We start from the raw sequence: 20,148 nt of genomic DNA on the forward strand, positions 1-20,148 counted from the left end.
CGGCGACGCATATCAACCAACTGAACCCGGCGACCTTTGCCATCGCGATTGCGTCGCCGGCGATCTTGCTGCTGTTCAAGGGGCGCCTGTCGCAATGGCTCAGGGCAGCGGGGACCGCACCCGCCGTCGCCGACGGGGTCGCAAAATCCGGCCCGCTTGTCGCCGTGCTGGTCACGACACTGGCGGTCTGGTTCATGAGGGTGAACGCATCGGCGGGCGTGAAAATCGTGGCCTACGTCCCGGCGGGACTGCCGCCGCTAACGCTGCCCGGCTTTGATATCGCGCTGATCCAGCAATTGCTGCCTGCCGCGCTGCTGATTTCCCTCGTGGGCTTTCTGGAAAGCGTGTCGGTCGCCAAATCCCTAGCCAGTAAACGGCGACAAAAGATTGACCCCAACCAAGAACTGATCGCCCTTGGCGCGGCCAATATCGGTGCGTCATTCACGGGCGGTTATCCCGTCACGGTCGGGTTCAGCCGGTCACTGGTGAACTTCGCTGCCGTTGCAGCCACGCCGCTTGCCTCCATCATCACCGCCGTACTGATTGCGCTGACGGTGCTCTTGTTCACGCCGCTCCTTTACTTTCTGTCCCAAGCAACGCTGGCCGCGATCATCGTGGTGGCGGTGGCCAATCTGATCGATCTGAAAACCCTGCGCCACGCCTGGGTCTACAACAAGGCCGATGCCGCCTCGCTGATCGCGACATTCCTCGCCGTGCTGACCCTTGGGGTCGAGATTGGCATCGTGGCGGGGGCTGTCCATTGCGCTTTATCTGTGGCGGACCAGCCGCCCGCATATGGCCGAAGTGGGCCGTGTGGCCGAGACCGAACATTTCCGCAACGTCCTGCGGCACGAGGTGCAGACACACCCCGATGTGCTGGCCGTGCGTGTCGACGAAAGCCTCTATTTCGCCAACACCGCCTTTCTGGAAGACGAGCTCTTGGCCCGTGTCGCCGACCAGCCCAGGATCAATCACCTTGTTCTGATCATGAGTGCGGTCAGCTTCATTGATGCCAGCGCGCTCGAGACGCTCGAAACCCCCGGCCGGACGCCTGCACGACGCAGGTGTAACCATGCACCTGGCCGAGGTGAAAGGGCCAGTGATGGACCGGCTGGAGCGGGTTTCATTCCCTCATATGCTGGGTGACGGCGGGATCTATCTCAGCACCCACGCGGCGACGCGGGACCTGGCATCGCAGCCAGGCGCGCAAGCAGCCTGACGACAGCCAGCAAGATCTTTCCGCTCGCCGCAACCCCAACTGACAATTATCAAATCAACCTTCACTGACCCTCTTATCGTAGGCGTGAAGGGGTTGATGAATGTGTTGGAGCATTGAAGCATCCGCGGCGATGACCTGTGTCGGCGGCGTCGGCACCGCAGTCTCCTACAGCCGAAAGAACCCGCCCGCCATCTGGCTGACAATTGGCTATTTCACCGTGATGGAGGCCCTGCAGGTCGCAGGTTACGTGGTTCTGGACCAATGCGGAACGCGGGCGAATGTGGCTGTTACATTTGCCTCTTACCTACACATTGCCTTTCAGCCGTTCTTCATCAATGCCTTCGCGATGGAACTGGTGCCCGCGCCCGTCAAGGCGCGCGTGTGGCGTTGGGTGATGCTGCTTTGTGCTGCTGCTACCGCGATCCTGTTGATCCAGCTTGTTCCACTGGGTGCACTTGGGCGTTGCACTGCGGGTGCGCCGCTTTGTGGTCCAGAATTCTGTACCGTTTCGGGCGAATGGCACATCGCTTGGAACATTCCCTACAACGGCCTTTTCGTCCCGTTTGAGGCCGCGACCGGGATCGCATCTGGGTTTCCGGCCTATATGATTGTGGCCTTTGTGCTGCCCTTGGCCTATGGCGCATGGCGGTTCGTCGTGTTCCACGTCTCGTCGGGGCCGATCCTGGCCTCTGCACTGACAAACAATCCCAACGAAATGCCAGCCATCTGGTGCCTGTTTTCCATATTCATCCTGCTTGTCGGTGTGAGTGTACGGGCACGGCAAAGCGTTACCTCAGACAGGTGGTGGGGGCGGAGGGTTATGGAATGACCTGTCCACCGCCCAGTCCAGTTAATAGTGCTGCATACCGGCGGCTTCAAGCCCGGCGCACAACCCGCAAGCCGCTCGGTGTTCCGTGGTGTTCGGTCACAACCGTGCATTGTCCCTCATCTTGTCCGTCCTAGTCAGAAAAGACCACAACCCAATCCTTTGTGCGACCCCGCCAGCGGGCGCGGAATGTATTGGAATAGAGCGCGGTAAACTGCCACGGCCCGCGTTCGGTATGCAGAACGGGAATCCGAGCGCTGCCTTGCGGGTTGGAACGCCTTGGCGGGATCGTTGGCAAGGTGCCCGCATCGGCCTCCACCCGGTATTCCTAATCTACATCGAGTATTTCGGCGATTGTGGGCGGTGTAGGCGTGACAGGCCCATGGCGTGGACGGCGGCGCGCCAAAATCTCCGCCAGTGCCATCCGGATCCCGTTGACGCGACGCGGCCCCAAGTCTTTCAGACCAACAAAGCTGCCATCATGTGCGGCCGCTTCGAGGTCTTCAAGCGTTTCGATCGCCAGTTCTTCATGGATGAGATGCGCCAGATTTGTGCCAATCATCGGGACAGACTGAAAGAGTCTTTCGGAGTCAATCGCGCCGCGCAGCCGGTCGATCATCGTCGATGATCCGGTGTCAAGCAGCTCTTGAATGGCCCGCGCAATCGATGTGCCGATATTAGGCAAGCCTTCCAGGTCCTTACGACCGTCCTTGATCACGATATCGCGCAGATGTGGCCCCATCCGCAGAATGTAAGAGGCCGCATCGCGACAAGCACTGACCCGAAAGCCGTTGGCATTCTGTTGCTGCAACAGATCCGCAACCTCAATCAGCTTTTGCGCGATGAAGCGCTTCTCGCTTGTATCGTCAGCTTGCGCCGCTGCAGTTGCCATAGTGGTCCTTGATGTGGTGGGCAACGGTCTCGCGCCCTGCGCTAGGGGTATCCCGCTCTCCCGGTTCTGGTTTGACATTGCTCAATCCTGAAAGGTGGAAATCTGAAAGACTTTCGATTGTGCAACGCAGATCGCGTCAGGGGGTAAACGCAGCGTGGCAGATAGGCCTGATCCAAATCCAAACGGACAGCTTTCCTTAGGGCTTCGGGTGATCCTTGTCACCGTTCTGACCGTGTTCATCTTGGCCCCCCTGTTTCAAGGCACGATGACCTCGACCCGGACTGTGTCTTACTCCGAAGTCAAGCGACAGATAGCAGATGGTCGGGTGCAAAGCGTCGTCTTAACCGAAACACATCTGATAGCAGAGCCCTACAACGATGATGTCCCGTCACGGGCTGTCGTGCCGGTTCAAGGCGATCCTGAGTTGTTACCGCTTCTGAACGCACACGACGTTGAGGTTTTTGCAGAGGCCCCCAGTGGCGGCTCGATCATTGGGGCGCTGCTGCCGTGGATCTTCCTTGCGGGGTTTTTCTATTTCTTGACGCGGCGCACATCCATGGGCGGTGCGGGTTTTCCGGGGCAAGGCTTGGGCGATCTGATGGCGGGGCGGTTCTCTTCGCCTGTCAGTCACGGGCGCAAGGTGACATTTGCCGATGTGGCCGGGCAGGAAAGTGCCAAACAAGAGGTGGCCGAACTGGTCGATTTCTTGCGCGAGCCGGACCGGTTTTCACGCGTTGGTGCCCAGGTGCCCCATGGGGTTTTGCTAATGGGGCCGCCAGGAACGGGCAAAACACTGCTGGCGCGTGCGCTCGCGGGTGAGGCTGACGTTCCGTTCTTTTCCACGACCGGGTCGGAATTCATCGAGGTTTTTGTGGGTGTCGGCGCCGGTCGGGTCCGCAAGATGTTCGAAGCGGCACGCAAACAGGCCCCTTCCATCATCTTCATTGATGAACTGGACAGCATTGGTCGGACGCGCGGCACCGGGCTGGGTGGCGGGCACGATGAACGTGAACAGACGCTCAACCAGATCCTGGCCGAGATGGACGGGTTTTCAGGCAAGCATGCCGTGGTTGTTCTGGCCGCAACAAACCGGCCTGATGTGCTGGATCCCGCGCTTTTGCGTCCGGGTCGTTTTGACAGACATGTGACCTTGTCATTACCTGACAAACAGGCACGGCGCGCCATTCTGGACATCCACGCGCGGGGACTGCCGCTTGATGCATCCGTCGATCTTGATCAGATCGCAGCGGGCACGCCGGGGTTTTCCGGCGCTGACCTGAAAAACCTGTTGAATGAGGCTGCGATCTCTGCTGCGCGCAAGGGGAATGTCGATATCGGCTTGCCCGACACCGAAGAGGCACGCGACAAAATTATGATGGGCACAGTACGCACACTTGCGATCCATCCTGACGAGAAACGCCGACTGGCGGTGCATGAGGCCGGGCATACGGCGGTTGCGTTCCATACGCCGGTTGCTGATCCGATCTACAAGGTCACGATCATTCCGCGCGGCCGCGCGCTTGGCGGCACCCATGCGCTGCCGGAAAATGAACGCCATGTACTCCCCGAAGACTATCTGCGCGCTCAGTTGAGCGTTCTGCTTGCCGGGCGGGCTGCAGAAAAGCACTTTCTCGGCACGGTCAGCTCTGGCGCCGAAGATGACATTCGCCGCGCCACAGACCTTGCCCGATCCATGATTGCCCGTTGGGGAATGGATAACGACATCGGGCCGGTTGACCTGAGCAATGCCGAGGAAAGCCCGTTTCTTGGCCGGAAGATTGCGCAGCCGGTGACATTTGCCGACGAAACAGCCGGAAAAGTGGATGAGGCCGTGATGGCAGTTCTACAGCAGGCCGAGGCGCGCGCGGAGGCACTGATCAAACAACATGGCGACCGTATTGCGACGTTGATTGCACGGCTGGAAACCGAAGAAACGCTGGGTGCGGCCGCCATTCGGGAATGCCTCGATCCCGGCATTATAACACCCGTGCCTGATCGTGCAGGCAAGGCGGGCCGCAGCCTTTGCGTATCAGCTCAGGCCCCCCAAGACAGCAAGAAAGGAGTGAACAGTGACAGAGGCTATGAACCTTACCTTTCAGGGGATTGACCCCTCGGATGCGATCGAAGCCAAAATAGGTGAAAGGGTCGCGCGACTTGAAGCCATGTGCCCGGACTTGCACAGATGCAACGTCTGGGTGCGGGCGCCGCACAAGAAACACAAAGCAACGCAATACATCATCGACATCTCTGCCGAACTGCCCGGTCAGACGCTGGCCATCACCAGACATCCGGGCGATGACAAGGCACACACCGATGTCCATATCGCGATACGGGATGCCTTCAGCGCGATGGAGCGCCAGCTGAAGAAATGGAGCGATACCCACAAGGGCAGGCCAGAGACACATGCACAGCAGCTTCAGGGCAGGATCGCGATGCTGAATGGGCACACCGGTTACGGTCATATCGAAACGACGGATGGCCGCCTGATCTATTTTCATCGCAACGCGGTGGGTGGTGACGGTTTTGATGCCCTCAATGAGGGCGACCCGGTCGAGTTGTCCCTCGACAACAAGGGCTCCGAAAAAGGGCCGCACGCCTCCTTTGTCCGCCCGGTTGGCGCTATGCGCTTCACCGATACACCGCGCTAGCGTTCTTGCGTTGGCTGGTCGAAACCGGTGAACGCCGCTCAGGCCAAGCCCAATCACAGCCCTGCTATTGCTGGTCTGACAGCGCGCGCCCCAATGGCTGCATATCAAGGCGATAGTCCTCTGCCACCTGAAAAATGGTGCGGTCGGGGACTTCATACCAGTCATCGACAAAGGTCACCGGTTCGGACGCGATCTCGATCGCCTGATAGCCGGTTTGCGGGTCGTGATGCACATGCGGCTGGTCGCAGATCGGGCAGAGAAAGACATGGTCGCGTTGCAGATAGACAAGCGAACGGTTGTAGCGCGACCCGATCATGTGGTCGCCATCGGTCAGGATGATGTTCAGGCCGGGCAGCGCCGTCGGTTCAACGTCGGCGCACCAGCGGATCACCTGCTCTAGCCCCTCTTGGACGACAGCGCAAAGGCCGCGCTCGGGGTGGCGCAGAAAAAGGCTGAGAAGGTAGCGAAACAGATGTTCGCTGTCTGTTGTTCCCCGAATTTCAGCGCGGTGTAGCGGATCCATCTCTTCCAGCATCTTGATGCGGACTTCGTCAAAGCTGGTGACGGTGCCGTTGTGGGCAAATATCCAGCGGCCATGATGAAAAGGATGAGTATTCTCGATGCTCGTGCCGCCCACGGTTGCGCGGCGGACATGGGCCACGACTGTTCTGGCATAGACCCGTGCGGCCTTGCGGCTGAAATGCTCGCCATGAAAGGCCGCCCAGACCTGTTTTTCGATCATGGGTACGCCGTCGTTGTAATCTGCAACGCCCCAGCCGTGGCCATGCGCATAGCCCTGCATGTCACTTTTGCTTTGTGCCATCAGCGCGTTCTGTGACTTGACCAACCCACATTCGACCTTGGTCGGTTCGTTGGCATGCATGGCGTAAAGACGGCACATCGGCGGATCCCTTTGCTTTACCGCCGCATGCTAGCAGCTTGAGGCAAAGCAAAATGACTTTGGTCAATTCCGTTGCGCAACCCAGATCGTAAATTTGGTGCATGACCAATATGTCGTCTGTGTCCCAGCCGTACGAAAACGACATCGTTCAACAGTTGCTTGCTGATGAACCTGCATTGCTGTCGTCATTGGATTTTGGGCCATGTGTGCAGCAGGGCAAAGGGGCCGGTGCCTCACTGCTGATCGGTGATCAGTCCGAGATCAGCCTTCTTGGCAATGCCGCACAGCTGCAGCTTGATTTTCGTATGGCCCTTCTGGCGCAACCTGGTGATCTGATGCTGGTGCGGCGACCTGACAAGGCTTTTGAGGACTATCTGGCGGATTACCTTGGCCTGTCCGGGATGGTGTTTCTGGGTGGCGACGCCAAGGACATCGGCCCCCTGGCAAATCAGGCCCGCAGGTCTGACACTGCGGTTGCGGCCTGCGTCAGCGCAGCGGCAAAGGCTGGTGGCCTGACGATCCAATCCTACTTGACAACCGGTCATGTCTGGCGGTTGGCGCGAGTGATCGGGCAACGCGCGCAGTGCCGGGTTCATGTCAGCGGCCCGTCCCCCCGGATCATGCGCCGGGCCAATGACAAGCTGTGGTTTGCACAACTGGCTCGGCAGATCATCGGTCGTGATGCGACGCCGCCGACCATGGCCGCCTATGGTCCAGCGGCGGCGACAGGTCTTGTCAAACGACTGAGCAGGACAAGCGCGCATGTGGTGGTAAAAGTGCCCGACAGCGCGGGTTCGATGGGCAATATCCGCCTGCAAAGCGCGGCAATCAGAACCACGCCGTCCGCGGTGTTGCGTCAGTTTCTGCGACAGCGCCTGCATGCGGTGGGTTGGCGCGATACCTATCCCATCCTCGTCGGTGTCTGGGACGCGCAGGTGACATGCAGCCCGTCCGTCCAACTCTGGATACCGCTGGCCGCCGAAGGGCCGCCGGTTGTCGACGGGGTTTTTGAACAACATGTTCGCGGCACCATCGGAAGTTTTGTCGGCGGCGCACCTTCGCGTTTGCCGCAGTGTATCCAGACCCAACTGGGTCATGAGGCGATGCAGATCGCGCGGGTGTTGCAAAAGGTCGGCTACTATGGGCGGTGCAGCATGGATGCGGTCATCTGTCAAAATGCACAGCCGGGTCGCGCGATCCACTGGATCGAATGCAATGGACGCTGGGGCGGTGTTTCGATCCCCATGACGGTCGCCCAGCGTCTGACAGGCGGCCATCCGACGCTAAGCATCATGCAGGACGTGCTGCCAGAGGTGCGCCTGGACACCAGCGGGTTGATCAACTGCACTCAGGACCTGCTGTTGCAGGTGGGCCATCGGCGCAGCGGTCTCGTCATCCTGTCCCCGCCCGATGCGCCGCGCGGCGCGTCACTGAACCTTCTGGCCATTGCGCAACAACAGGACGATGCAGATCGGCTCATCGAGGAGGTCTTGGCGCGTGTCCGGGCACCTTGACCCGGACGGGGCGCAGGCGTTGAGATTGATCAATCCCGGCAGGGTGTCGGCCCGTTACGCTCGTCTCCTTGGCAGACATCATGCAGAGATTTGCGGGGCGTGAAGAAGCCGGGCGGCTATTGGCTGATCGGCTTGCTGCCATGGGGTTGATGCAACCGCTTGTCTTTGCCCTGCCGCGCGGTGGCGTTCCTGTCGCGGTTGAGCTAGCCGCGAGGCTGAACGCACCGCTGGATCTGGTGCTGATGCGCAAGATCGAAGCGCCCGGCAACCCCGAGGTCGCTCTTGGTGCGATCGTCGAAGGCGTGAACCCGCAGGTCGTGATCAACGATGATTTCATGCGCCGGTCTATGTGGCACAGTTTGCCCACATCTGAGATGTTAGAATTCGATTACCTATCTCCTGCAAAGTCATTGTCGGCTGAAGCAGTCCCGTCCGGGTACCAGTGCCAGGAGCCGAACGTAGTACCAAAGTAGATCCCGGAGGAATTTCCCGGTTTGGTATCACCGGCGTACTTCGAAGCTCCTATGTGTTCCGGGCGTCGAGCGGGCATCCCATCGTTATGTTCATCGGTTTACGTCACAACGAACGACAAACTTCTCGGGTAGTACCTTGCTCAAAGCGTTGGCTTGAGGACGGCGCCAATACCTGGCGGAGCTAATTTGGACTCATGCGATGGCGCAGTGATCCAGAAGCCAATTTGTGGTGGCGACCGGCCGGCGTTACATGGCAGGCGTTTGATGGGGCCGCATTGAGAAAAATCAACGCGCATGCCTTCTTCTTAGGCCAATGAGAAAGGGGGGAAGGAGACAATCGACCGCCTTTCAGCCGTGATGCGATGTATACCCGGTTGGGCTCCAGGCCCGAGCCTTTTCAGATTGCAGCGTGAATTCTAGCAGAAAGGGAGTTCGGCAATGACCCATAAACGTGTCCGTACCGCGATTTTTCCCGTGGCCGGGCTTGGCACACGGTTCTTGCCTGCAACAAAAGGAACACCAAAGGAATTGCTTCCTGTGATCGACACACCGCTGATCCAATACGCGATAGATGAGGCGCGCGAGGTTGGCGTGGAGCGGATGATCTTTGTCAGCCATCCGTCAAAGGCCGCCATTGAACACTACGTGATGGACGATGCACGACTGCGCGCCACGCTTGTAGACCATGGCAAATCGGACCTAGCGCATGAGTTGGAAGAGGCCGCACTGGACACCCGCGACTGCGAGGTCATCTTTGTCACGCAGCCAGAGCCGCGCGGCTTGGGTGACGCCGTGGCGTGCGCGCGGCCGCATCTGTTGGACGGCCCCGTTGCCGTTATTCTGCCTGACGATCTGATACTTGGAACGCCGGGTTGCCTGCGCGAAATGGTCGATGCGTATGACCGTGGCAAGGCGGGGCATCTGGTGGCCGTGATGGAAGTGCCAAAGGCGCTGACCGGCCGGTACGGTATTCTTTCCGTAACAGCGGAGGACGGCCGCTTTGTGCAGGCCAGCGGTATCGTTGAAAAGCCTGAACCAGATAAGGCGCTATCACAGATGGCTGTTGTTGGCCGTTATATTCTAGATCCTGTGGTTTTTGATGCCCTTGCGCAGCAAGCCCCGGGTGCCGGTGGCGAGGTCCAGCTGACAGATGCGATCACGATCAGCTCGGTAAAGGCCGGCGTAGCGGGTTTTCGGTTCTCCGGACGCCGGTTCGACTGCGGCTCAAAACAGGGGATGTTAGCGGCAACGTTGTTTCTGGCCCGTGATGATCCTGCCTATGCGGAGGTTTTCGAAGAGTATCTGGCACCAGAGGATATCGCGCCTGTGGGGTAGATCAGCAGCCGGTTCGGCCTATACCTGCGCTACTTCGGATACTGCTGCCAGCTTAACCACGACCTGACGTGTCTTCCCCTTGCCGGGATATTGCACTGTGTCGTCCGACACCGGTTGGCCATCAACTGTCACATGCGCGTTGGGCTCGTCTACCTTATCATCACGCTCGATTGTTATGTCGATGCGCCCGCGATAGCCATCAAGTGTGATCTGCGCGCATCTCCATGCAGTCGGTAGGCATGGCGCGATGCGAATTCCTCCAGCCTTTGGCTTAATCCCCAAGATTCCTTCAAGCCCAAGCTGCCAAGTCCAACCAGCCGCCCCAGTGTACCAAGACCAGCCACCCTGGCCGACCCGGTCACTTGCACCGGAAACATCACCAGCCAGGACAAAGGGTTCTCTTTTGTAGTGGTCGGCACCTTGCGTGTCGGCAGCGCGTCGGATCGGGTTGATGATGTCAAAGACCTCGTACGCCCGATCACCATCGCCCAATGCAACATAAGCCACACCTAGCCAAGTCGCGGCATGGGTATACTGCGCTCCGTTTTCACGTATCTCAGGCGGGTAGGCCTGAATATAGCCCGGATCGCGATCTGTCTGATCAAAGGGCGGGGTCAGCAGACGGATCAGGCGGGCATCCGTATCCACCAGCCGTTCACGGGCCGACTGCAACGCCTTGCGCGCACGATCAGTAGGGTTGGGGTCGGACAGCACCGACCATGCCTGCGCGATCAGGTCGATCTGGCATTCATCATTTGCCTTGACTCCCCATGGCAATCCCTCGTCATCAAAGGCGCGGACATACCAATCGCCGTCCCATGCATGTTCTGATACCGCGCGGCGCAGATCAGCGGCATAGCTTTCCCAGCGCGTCGCATCCTCTGAATGGCCGGTGCTGCGGGCTAGCGGTACAAATAGTGACACTGTTGCGATTTGAAACCAAGCGAGCCATACGCTTTCGCCGCGCCCCTTTTCGCCAATGCGGTCCATGCCATCGTTCCAATCGCCCGCACCCATAAGCGGAAGGCCATGTGCCCCTGTTGCCATCATCCGGTCAAGGGCCCGCGCGCAGTGGTCATAAAGCGGTAAGATCTCGCCCCCGTCAAACAAGGCATAGCGATCATGTTCGTCGGGGCGAAGTTCGGGGGCGGTCAAGAATGGCAGCCTCACATCAAGTATTCCGCTTTCGTCTGTCGCAGCGATATAGCGGGCCGTCACGAAAGCAAGCCACAGATAATCGTCCGAGCAATGGGTGCGAACGCCCCGCCCTGCAGGCGGATGCCACCAGTGGAGAACATCGCCTGCTTCGAACTGATAGCATGCGGCAAGAAGGATGTGTTCACGCGCCCTTTCAGGATCAGTGTGAAGCAGGGCCAGAACGTCCTGCAGTTGATCCCGGAATCCGTAAGCACCGCCAGCCTGATAGAACCCTGCGCGCGCCATGATCCGACATGACCGGTTCTGATAGGGCAGCCACCGATTGACCATCAAATCAAAGGCCGGATCGGGGGTTTGGACCTGCACCGCGCCAAGCCGATTTTGCCACGTTTCGCGCAACGCGTGAAGGGCGCGGTCTGCCTCTGCGGGGTCTTTCCATTTCCGGATATCCGTTGCCAGACTACTTTCATTCGCGGCCTCACCCAGTGCAAAGATCACCTCGACAGTTTCGTCTGCCGCAATGTCGAGATGAACCTGGTACGCCGCACAAGTACCGCCGCCGGAAGTGAAGCGTCCGCCAAGGTCCCAGCGCCGCAGCCCGTCCGGATCATGCACGCTTCCATCCCGCCCGAGGAAGTCGTGCCTGTCACCTGTCACACTGTGCGGCTCTGCCGAGGCGGTCAGAAACGCAACTCCGTCCCCAAACTCGGGGTTCCATTTGTTGCGCGCGATGATTGCCTTCAGAAAATCATCGTAGTGCGATGTGACATGCGGGCGTGCAACGCTGCCCAACGCGCCCAGTAACCATTCGGCATAATAGGTGGCCGATATACGCCTGTGCAGCCCGGACCGGTTTGTCACTCTTAGCCGCACAAGCTTGACCGACGCATCTACGGGCACAAACGTCAGGATTTCCTGCTCGAGCCCATAGCTGTTCTGTCGCCATGATGTTTCGCCTGCGCCGTGACGGACCTGACAGGTCGCATCATCGCCAATGGGCGCGGGCGTAGTGGTCCAGATATCGCCACTGGCCTCATCACGCAGATACACGGCCTCTCCGGGCGTATTGGCGACCGGATCGTTGGACCAGGGGGTCAGACGGTGTTCGCCAGCGTTGATGGACCAGCTTGTGCCAAACCCGGCTTCGCTGACCAGACACCCGAAATCATCATTGGCCAGCACATTGCACCATGGGGCGGGCGTATGTATGCCGGGTGCTAAATGGATCAGATAGTCGCCAGTCTGCCGATCAAAGCCGCCATAGCCATTGTCAAACAGTAGATCCGATGGCCGATCCAGTTCCGGAGCGGGATCGTAAGCAGGAGCCGAGCCCGGATCAAATCGAGGCGGCGGCAGACGGGTTTCGAGCGCCTGATCAAGCATCTCGCGCAAGGTCAGGTGATCGTCGCTAAGGACCACATGCGCCGCCGCCTCGATCCCGCGCCGCAATCGTGCGTCCATCTGATCAGCGGCCAGTAAATGGATCCCGCCACGCTTGCCGATAACACTGTCGGATCGGGTGTCACGCAGGATCGAAAGCACCTGTTCGCGCAAGGGTTCTTCGTAACCCGACACTGCATCGCGCAGCACGACCAGATCCACATCAAGCCCTGATCGATGCCACAATCGTTGCGCGCGCACCAGCACGTCCAGCAGGGAAGGATCGCCAACCTTTGCGACCTTGAGCAACAGAATGGGCAAATCGCCCGAAATTCCAAACCGCCACAGGTCAGGCTGGCCGATGCGCGCGCTTGGATCATCTGACGGCGCCCCGCGAAGTGTGTGGTTAAAATGGATCAGAAGCGATGAAAGCACCTGCAGTTCCGGCAAATGAACGGGATCGATTTCAAGCTGCTGTATGACCCGACCGCTTTCAAAATGGGCATCGCGGAACGCGCGGTCGATCCTAAGAGCGGGATAGCGATTTGCGGCACCAACAACGTCCTCGCGCGAATTGCCAGCGACGGTTAGGAAAGTCAGTTCCTTGGTCTCCATCGGTTTCAGGTGCACCCTGACCTGCAGCGCCATGACAGGATCAAGTGTCCATCCTGCGGTTTCCGTCAGCCCATCAAACAGGGCCTTGGGTGACCGGTCACTTCGGTTACGCCCCATAAAGCACCCGCGATCGGTGTCCCACGCGCGTATCTGGATCGTGGGGTCTTGTGCCGCGACTTTGTGCAACAGAACCGGTGGGCGGATTTCTGGCCTGCGCGGACGGCGTTGAAATAGCAGGGCCTGATGCTGCTCCAAATAGCTGCTTTGCACAAAGAGCTTGCTGAAGGCCGGGTGGCGCTCATCATCCAGCGGCGGGGCCAGCACGACTTCGGCATAGCTGGTCAGGTCAATGGTTCGCTCCTCATCACTTTCATTGACCAGCGTCACACGACGAATTTCAACATCGTCGAACGGGGCAACAGTGATGTCCATCCGCGCGACAATACCGGCATTTCGGCGCAGCAGTTCGACCATGTGCTGGTGAAAAACACAACTGCTTTGACCGGGATCGCGCCCGGCTGGTGCAGCGCCAAGCGACCATATTTCACCGCTTTGGGTATCGCGCAGGTAAAACCATAAACCATGGGCGGTGCGTGTTGGGTCCGGTTGCCACCGCGTCAGCGCGCTCTGCCGCTCTTTCAGCCCACCGCCGCCGGTTTCAGTGATTAGTGAAGACATGCGACCATTGCCCAGCAGATGGATCTGCGGCACCGCGAGATCGGATGATGGGGCCCACGGTGCCAAAGCAGAGGCGGGCGCTGGGGCATGATGCTCCCACGCTTCGTCGGCACGGCCGCGCTCCAGCGGCAGATCCCACGGAACCCGCTCCTGCAGAAGCAGATCCATGGCATGCACGGATTTCTCGCGCAGAAAGCGGCGTACCATTACATCGTCAGCAGTGGCGTTAACAATGGCGGCCATGATCATGCCTTGATGGTGCGCCATGTAATTCTGAACTGGGATGAAATCGCGATTAGGCGCCAGGCGGTCCGGCGTGAAATCAAGCGCGTCGAAGAATCCATAGCGGGTCATCGCGCCAAGGCCAGCGAGCTTTTTCAGGTTTTCGACCGCGGCTTCAGGCCAGCCACAAAGGGCCAGTGCCGATCCGTAAGGAGCGATCACGATATCCTCGGTCAATCCGCGGCGGATGCCCAGCCCGGGTACTCCGAAAGCGCGGTATTGGTACGTGCCTTGCGCATCGGTGACACCAAATGCGGATTCCGATATGCCCCATGGTACACCGCGTTCACGGGCATAGGCACGCTGGAACTCGACCGCCGTCAGCTCGCTCTCACCCAGCAATGTGTCGCGGTAGCTGGGCAGAAATAGCGGCGGCATGAGATATTCGAACATCGACCCGTTCCAAGACAGGATTGACGGCTTGCCTTGCAAGCGCGTGATGGGACGACTTAAAGAAAACCAGTGTTCAACCGGTGCATCGTGTTTGGCGATTGCAAAATAGCTGGCCAACCGGGCCTCTGTCGCGAGAAGATCGTAGTGGCTGTTGTCCATCTGACCGAGGCTATGGTTATAGCCGATCGTAAATAGGCGCACCGTGGGGTCATAGAGAAACGCAAAATCCATGCCATAGGCGATCATCTCGGCCTGATCGGCAAGCGCGATCAGCCCGTCACGCAGCGCGGCTTGCCTTGCGAAACCATCTTGCAAGGCCTGCTGCATCTCGGTCAGAAATGCCTTCAATGGTTCGTCATTAGCATCGCAGCTTTCGAGTCGCGCCGTGATCTTTTCAAAAACAGCCGTTTTCGACTTGGGATTTGCGGGTTGGAGCTCTTTGAGAATATCCTCGGCCAGAGGTATTCTTTCAGGCGGCGCGGCGGCAATAACCGATAGCCACGGCATGAAGCCGTCGATATCGCGTCCAATCGCGTGCAGGTCGTGTTGATAGCGGTCCAGCCAAGTAGTAATTTCGGCAATCTGGCTGTCGAGTGCGTCCGGCGTATTCTGGATTGCATCGCGCACCAGCGTTTCGAGATCAAGCCAGCAGCTGCCATTGAGTTCGGCAATAATCGATTTCCACGCAAGAGGTGCACCCTTTGCCTGATCGATCAAAGTACGGATCGCCCATTCAATGCGGTTCAACTCGCCTTCATCAAAGTCCTGCAGCTCGTGAATCGCGATCACCAGCAGGTCAAATGTTGTGCTCAGACAGCCAAAACATGCGCCCCCGATTGCTGGCTGATCGGCCAGTTCCAGACAACCATGTTTAAGTGCGATCAGCGACACCGCGAGATTGCCGCTGTCAACGGTCGAAACATATTGCGGCTCCAACGGCTCAAGCGTCCGGGTTTCGTACCAGTTCAGAATGTGCCCGCGATACATCGTCATTCGACCAAGCGTGTCGACGGAGTTGCGGCTTCGGGTCAGAAAGTCGTTAGTGGTAATGAAGCCCATATCCCTTGCAGCAAGGGCAGAGACCAGGAACATTCCTATATTGGTCGGTGAGGTGCGGTGCGCGATCTCTTCGTGGTGGTTGTGTTGATAGTTGTCGGGTGGCAGCCAATTATCGTCCGGGCCGACAAAGGTCTCAAAGAAATGCCACGTCCGCCGGGCGACTTGGATCAGAAAGCGGCGTTGCCCATCATCCAGCGATTGGCTGCTGAACAGGCGCGATCGCGCGCTCCACACCGCGATTTCAGGTGCAAGGAACCAAAGCAATAGAACAGGCAGTGCCGACAAGAACCCGTGGGCCTCATAGAATACGAGCTCAGCTGACAACAGAAGCGCCAACGCTGATGATGGCCACATCAACCGCCATGACGCGCTACGGATGCTGCCGCCCCGGAATTCTGCGGCCGCGTTCGCCGCCGAGGTCCACTTCAAAAGGTTTCTGCCGCTGATGCGCTGACGCCAAAGCGTGCGCGTAATTGCGTCAGTGGCGATGACCGTGTCGCTTACCAAAAAGACAACTGAGAAAAACCAGCGTCCGCCCTTCGTCTTGATCTGATGAATTGCAGTGCCCAGCGCCCCACGACGAATGCCCCCGGTTGCGATGGCAAACACCTCGCCCGCCAGATAGCTGCCGGGTGCCGCGACGGCCAATAACGTCCAGACCCAGGCGCTGCCCGGCAATGCCATCCATGCACCAACAAAGAAAAGCAGCAGCGTCGGCGGCACGAGGCTGCGGCGCAGGTTGTCCAGAATTTTCCAACGATCCAGTGCCGAAAGGGGGTTTGGGACCTTTCCTCCATCGGCAGCGGGTACACGGCGCCACAACCACGGGACCAATTGCCAGTCGCCGCGGATCCACCGATGCTGACGCAAAGCGAATTCCGGGTAGTTGGCAGGAAGGTCTTCGTAGAGAACCAAGTTGCTGGCCAGCGCAGACCGCCCATGTAGCCCCTCGAACAGATCATGGCTGAGAATGCGGTTTTCAGGAACTCGGCCAGCCATGCTACGATGCAGGGCAGCAATGTCATAGATACCTTTGCCGACAAAAATACCGGTGCCAAACAGGTCCTGATAAACATCCGAGACCGCGCGACTGTAGATATCGACCGCCGTATCGCCGCCATAAAGATGGGAAAAATGCGTGTCTTTGCCAAGTTTCGGTAGGATTTCGATGCGGGGCTGCAGGATCGCATATCCGGAAACGACCCGCCCGCTTTCAGGATCAAACTCAGCCCTGTTCAACGGATGTGCCAAGATCCCGATCAGTCGTGTCGCCACACCAGGTGGGAGTTGGGTGTCCGCATCCAGCGTGATCGCATATCGCAGATTGGACAGTTCCTTGATATCGCCCTCCACCACCGAGAAGGCGTCTGTTTTTTCACCCAAGATCAGTTGGTTAAACTCTTCCAGCTTGCCGCGTTTGCGTTCCCAGGCCATCCAGCAGCCCTCAGCGGCATTGAACTGGCGACCACGATGCAGCAGGACAAATGGCGCATTCCCGCTTTTTCCGTACCGCGCATTCAGCAAGGCAATGCCATTCTTGAAACCTGTTTGGACCGGCTCGTCTTCTGGCACCGTCTGCGTCGGAGCATCTACCGGATCGGATAAAAGCACAAACCGCAAGGCGGGATCGGGATTGGCCAGATGCAAGATCTCAAGCTTTTCAATGATCCCTTCAACATCGACCTCAGATCCGACAATCACTGGCACGATGATTGCCGTCGCGCAGTTGCCCGGAATGGATTTCGAAAAATCGAGTTCTGGTAGTGTCTCTGGGCGAGTGATCTTGGTAATGATCCAATGCACGACCCAGACGCTCAGAATGGTCGCGGGTAGGACCGAAATAGTGGTTCCTAGCAACCATTGAAGAAAGTTGGCGTTCTGCATCCACAGGTAGGCCAGCGGTACGATCAAGGCAATCAAGACACCGGCGACCAAACCGGCTGCATAAAGGGTACCAGCATATCGCGCCAACCGCCGACGCAAGGCAAGCGCGCGTGGCGCCCGGTAGCCCAATTCAGTTTCAATGGCGGCAAGACCGTCGCCGATCAGCCAGTATCCGACATGCGATCTGGAAATATTGACGCTTGTCGGATGACAGGCCGCGACAGCCTTGTGCGCAACGGCGACTTCTGAAAAATCACATCGGCGTGCCAGCCGCTCGACCGCTGATCGATACCTGTCGCGGGTTTCGAATGTCATATCGGCATACACGCCCGCGGGATCACTGGCCAGGATGGCCTCTATCCGGCTTGCCAGATCAACGAAGTCGGTCCACTTGATGCCATGGATCGCGATAAGGTTGGTGATGGCCTGTGCAATTAGCTCCGTCTGAACTTCGTCACTGATGCGTTGCTGTTCAGGCCGATGCGCCGCTTTCGGCAGAAGCGTATCATTCATGGACCCAAATGCATCGATCAGTCGTTCAATGCAGACAAGCCTGAGCATTGACGGCAATGCCCAAAGCTCGGCATTGGTAAGATCTGCATGCTCTTGGTAGGTGCGGATGAACGCGATCAGGCTGGGCAGAGTGATCTGCGGGCGCACGTCATCAAAGATCGCCTCCGCCAAAGCGTAAATACGGGGAACCCGACCCTGTGCTGCGTCAAGAGCGGCAAGTTGGCGGTAAAAGTCTGGTGGCAGATCCTCGCGGACACGGCGCAAGGCGCGTGCGATGTGATAGTCGTTATCCAGCAGCCAATCCGCCGCGCGGGCATGTTCAGATGCCGGATGGGCGCAGTATTTGCGCACATCCTCGAGCCAGTCGTCTAGCACCGGCAAAGCTCGATAGATGTCAATAATGGCTGGCCGGCCCTGAGCGATGTTATGGCCCACGGCCAATGCGGCTGGGTCCCCTTGGATGATTGCATCCTTTCCGGGGTCGGCGGTCATTTATCGGTCCCGGCGGGTTGTCTGATACCCTTGGAAACGACGCGACCAAACGCGTGGTCTCTGGATTGGTTCATCTTGCTACGCACCATCAGAACCGGGATGTCAGCACGATCCAGAATGAAACTGGCGACATCACCTGCAGGCACATCGCGATGACCGCTTTGCCCATGTGTCGCCATCACCACAAAGTCGACTGCTTCTTTTTCAATAGTGTCGATCAGAGCGCGCCGCGCATCGCCGCCGGGCACAATCAGTGTCGAAATGTTCAGTTTGTGATGTGCGAGGCTGTTCTTGACCTTCGTCAGATGGGTTTGCCCTAGCTGCGTGTTCCGCTTTGTTACCTGAGAGCTGAGCCTGGCAGCCTCCTGATCCATCACGCCAAACTCGGTTACTCCGGGCTGGGGTGCCACATGGCACAGCAATAGTTCGGCGCCTTCTGCGAGCGCCAGCTTGGCCGCGGTCGGGAGCGCGCTTTCTGCACGAGACGAACCATCAAGCGGAACAAGGATTTTCTGGTAGGTGCCGTTTTTCGGCTCTCGTGCCGTTACGGGGATCATCAAAAGCGCGGCACTGCGCGATGCCAAGACGCCCAATACCGTGTCACTTAGCCGTTTACCTTCCTCGCCTCGCACTCGCAGGGCGGCGGCAATATCGCCTTGCCTGACGGCCATATGGGACGCAATCTGTTTGATGTACTGCCCTTCGAGAAGCAGCGCCTCGGTCGTGCGTTCCTTTGAGCTATGCGCACGCGCAACCCCCGACAGCCAATTTCGGGTTTTCTGTTTCCTGATGTCCCAATCGACCGGATCAACCGGTTTGGACCCGTCATGCGGGGGCACCATGACGTGGCACAACGTCACGTGTCCACCCAAGGCGGCAGCGACTCTATCGGCGTGTTTTACCGGCTCCAGATCTTTTTGTGCCTCTTCAAGGAAAACGATTACGTTGCAGTTGGGGCCACTTCCCTCCGGCCTTTGTTTCTTGGTGTTCATACTTTGCTTTGGATCGCGGGATGTTGTTGTCATCGCTTTCGGCTCCTGGGGATCAAAGACCTGGTGGGCTCGATCGGACCGATCCGGCCATTCCAACCCTCCAGTACTGTATCTCGGCCAGGCGCACTTCACCTTTGCATTGAGACAAGACCTTTGAATGAATACCGGTTCAGCCTATCCACATGCACGTCGAACAAATTGACGAAGATCAAGACCACCTATTCACCGCGTCCGGTTCGAACGCCCTCATTCGATCTTTTTGACGTTTGCGTAGTCACGCTTCGTCAAGAGAGATTGGAACCTTGCGCCCTTATTGGGGCGGGATGCATGGTCGCAAGCCACTTTCTTGTAGGGCTTCTCTGAACCAATCGGCGTCGTAACCACGATCCCTGAGCAATCATTCGAAGTTTGGCAAGCTGCTCAGCAACGCCCGCGTTCCAATGTAATCGCTGACCTGTCCAGAGGGGACTGTTGCATTAATCGGGAATCTTGGGGAGGTTGTGGTTTTGGAGGTTGAGCATGCCACGCAAATCGCCACCAGTGACGTCATACAGATAGCGAGATAGTTCCATGTTGCGCCAATTGGTAGCTAAACCAGATAGAAACCCAAGACAACGATGACCGTTTGATGAAGCAGGTATGACGACAAGACAGCTTCGGACAAACACCGTGAAATCGATGAACGTGATATCGATCTGATACTGGCGGCTCTTACTGACCGTCAGATTGCAGAAACGTTTGGATGGAGCGAGGTGGACCTGTCACGTTTTTGTGCCGCCCCAGGTGCTCGTTTAGGCCACTTTCCGTTCGAAAGCGACCGGGCTTTTCCAGCCCAAAGCTGAGTGCCGCCTGCGCGGATTGTAGAAGCCATTGATGTATTGGAAGATGGCGACT

General features: G+C 58.4%; 12 protein-coding genes and 2 pseudogenes. 8 read left to right on the forward strand and 6 right to left on the reverse strand.

Annotated features, from left to right (window positions below; all coding sequences use genetic code 11):
* Positions 1–20: 20 nt before the first annotated feature.
* From ACFWW2_RS20925 to ACFWW2_RS20935, 3 genes and pseudogenes are all read left to right on the forward strand, one after another.
* Positions 21–644 (forward strand): annotated as a pseudogene (locus ACFWW2_RS20925) (SulP family inorganic anion transporter); the annotation flags it as partial.
* Between the two features lie 151 nt (positions 645–795).
* The gene (locus ACFWW2_RS20930; RefSeq protein ID WP_393931483.1) at positions 796–1,146 is read left to right on the forward strand and encodes a sodium-independent anion transporter; all 351 of its coding nucleotides are present in this window, start codon (positions 796–798) and stop codon (positions 1,144–1,146) included.
* Positions 1,147–1,319: 173 nt separating this feature from the next.
* Positions 1,320–2,048 carry a DUF5765 domain-containing protein gene (locus tag ACFWW2_RS20935; protein ID WP_393931415.1) on the forward strand — a complete coding sequence of 243 codons (729 nt, stop codon included), beginning with the start codon at positions 1,320–1,322 and terminating at the stop codon, positions 2,046–2,048.
* 130 nt (positions 2,049–2,178) lie between these two features.
* Here ACFWW2_RS20935 and ACFWW2_RS20940 read toward each other — a convergent pair whose 3' ends face one another.
* Positions 2,179–2,364: a hypothetical protein gene (locus tag ACFWW2_RS20940; RefSeq protein ID WP_393931417.1), complete on the reverse strand. Its 186-nt coding sequence runs from the start codon at positions 2,362–2,364 to the stop codon at positions 2,179–2,181.
* Between the two features lie 9 nt (positions 2,365–2,373).
* Positions 2,374–2,937, reverse strand: a complete 564-nt coding sequence (locus ACFWW2_RS20945; protein WP_393931419.1) for a hypothetical protein — start codon at positions 2,935–2,937, stop codon at positions 2,374–2,376.
* Positions 2,938–3,145: 208 nt separating this feature from the next.
* Here ACFWW2_RS20945 and ftsH point away from each other — a divergent pair, with 208 nt between their 5' ends.
* Entirely contained in the window at positions 3,146–5,044 is a 1,899-nt protein-coding gene (gene ftsH / locus ACFWW2_RS20950) for an ATP-dependent zinc metalloprotease FtsH (RefSeq protein ID WP_393931421.1), read from the forward strand.
* Positions 5,007–5,585, forward strand: a complete 579-nt coding sequence (locus tag ACFWW2_RS20955; protein WP_393931423.1) for an HPF/RaiA family ribosome-associated protein — start codon at positions 5,007–5,009, stop codon at positions 5,583–5,585. The genes ftsH and ACFWW2_RS20955 overlap by 38 nt, the downstream gene beginning before the upstream one ends.
* Before the next feature lie 64 nt (positions 5,586–5,649).
* Here the strand turns inward: ACFWW2_RS20955 and ACFWW2_RS20960 are convergent, their stop codons facing one another.
* On the reverse strand, positions 5,650–6,486 hold the full coding sequence (locus ACFWW2_RS20960) for a class II glutamine amidotransferase (RefSeq protein WP_393931425.1): 837 nt from the start codon (positions 6,484–6,486) through the stop codon (positions 5,650–5,652).
* Positions 6,487–6,587: 101 nt separating this feature from the next.
* On the opposite strand from ACFWW2_RS20960, the gene ACFWW2_RS20965 reads away from it, so the two are divergent.
* The 3 genes from ACFWW2_RS20965 (at position 6,588) to ACFWW2_RS20975 (ending at position 9,808) form a co-directional block, all read left to right on the forward strand.
* A complete protein-coding gene (locus ACFWW2_RS20965; RefSeq protein WP_393931427.1) occupies positions 6,588–8,000 on the forward strand; it encodes a hypothetical protein in 1,413 nt (470 codons plus the stop codon).
* An 80-nt stretch (positions 8,001–8,080) separates the two neighbouring features.
* Positions 8,081–8,473: a hypothetical protein gene (locus tag ACFWW2_RS20970; RefSeq protein WP_393931429.1), complete on the forward strand. Its 393-nt coding sequence runs from the start codon at positions 8,081–8,083 to the stop codon at positions 8,471–8,473.
* Between the two features lie 438 nt (positions 8,474–8,911).
* Positions 8,912–9,808: a UTP--glucose-1-phosphate uridylyltransferase gene (locus tag ACFWW2_RS20975; protein ID WP_393931431.1), complete on the forward strand. Its 897-nt coding sequence runs from the start codon at positions 8,912–8,914 to the stop codon at positions 9,806–9,808.
* Positions 9,809–9,826: 18 nt separating this feature from the next.
* On the opposite strand, the gene ACFWW2_RS20980 is transcribed toward ACFWW2_RS20975, so the two are convergent.
* From ACFWW2_RS20980 to ACFWW2_RS20990, 3 genes and pseudogenes are all read right to left on the reverse strand, one after another.
* Positions 9,827–18,262 carry a GH36-type glycosyl hydrolase domain-containing protein gene (locus ACFWW2_RS20980; protein WP_393931433.1) on the reverse strand — a complete coding sequence of 2,812 codons (8,436 nt, stop codon included), beginning with the start codon at positions 18,260–18,262 and terminating at the stop codon, positions 9,827–9,829.
* Positions 18,259–19,287 (reverse strand): universal stress protein, encoded by a 1,029-nt coding sequence (locus ACFWW2_RS20985; protein WP_393931435.1) that lies wholly within the window; start codon positions 19,285–19,287, stop codon positions 18,259–18,261. Before ACFWW2_RS20985 ends, ACFWW2_RS20980 begins: the two co-directional genes overlap by 4 nt.
* Positions 19,288–19,573: 286 nt before the next feature.
* Positions 19,574–19,723 (reverse strand): annotated as a pseudogene (locus tag ACFWW2_RS20990) (IS5/IS1182 family transposase); the annotation flags it as partial.
* Between the last annotated feature and the right edge of the window lie 425 nt (positions 19,724–20,148).

The sequence above is a fragment of the Yoonia sp. R2-816 genome (genome assembly GCF_046762905.1).
Lineage (GTDB): Bacteria > Pseudomonadota > Alphaproteobacteria > Rhodobacterales > Rhodobacteraceae > Yoonia.

Excerpts from the sequence above, each read along its gene's own strand:
- ACFWW2_RS20930 (WP_393931483.1), top strand. The coding sequence starts at position 796 with ATGGCCGAAGTGGGCCGTGTGGCCGAGACCGAACATTTCCGCAACGTC.
- ACFWW2_RS20935 (WP_393931415.1), top strand. The coding sequence starts at position 1,320 with ATGTGTTGGAGCATTGAAGCATCCGCGGCGATGACCTGTGTCGGCGGC.
- ACFWW2_RS20945 (WP_393931419.1), bottom strand. The coding sequence starts at position 2,937 with ATGGCAACTGCAGCGGCGCAAGCTGACGATACAAGCGAGAAGCGCTTC.
- ACFWW2_RS20960 (WP_393931425.1), bottom strand. The coding sequence starts at position 6,486 with ATGTGCCGTCTTTACGCCATGCATGCCAACGAACCGACCAAGGTCGAA.
- ACFWW2_RS20965 (WP_393931427.1), top strand. The coding sequence starts at position 6,588 with ATGACCAATATGTCGTCTGTGTCCCAGCCGTACGAAAACGACATCGTT.
- ACFWW2_RS20970 (WP_393931429.1), top strand. The coding sequence starts at position 8,081 with ATGCAGAGATTTGCGGGGCGTGAAGAAGCCGGGCGGCTATTGGCTGAT.
- ACFWW2_RS20975 (WP_393931431.1), top strand. The coding sequence starts at position 8,912 with ATGACCCATAAACGTGTCCGTACCGCGATTTTTCCCGTGGCCGGGCTT.
- ACFWW2_RS20980 (WP_393931433.1), bottom strand. The coding sequence starts at position 18,262 with ATGACCGCCGACCCCGGAAAGGATGCAATCATCCAAGGGGACCCAGCC.
- ACFWW2_RS20985 (WP_393931435.1), bottom strand. The coding sequence starts at position 19,287 with ATGACAACAACATCCCGCGATCCAAAGCAAAGTATGAACACCAAGAAA.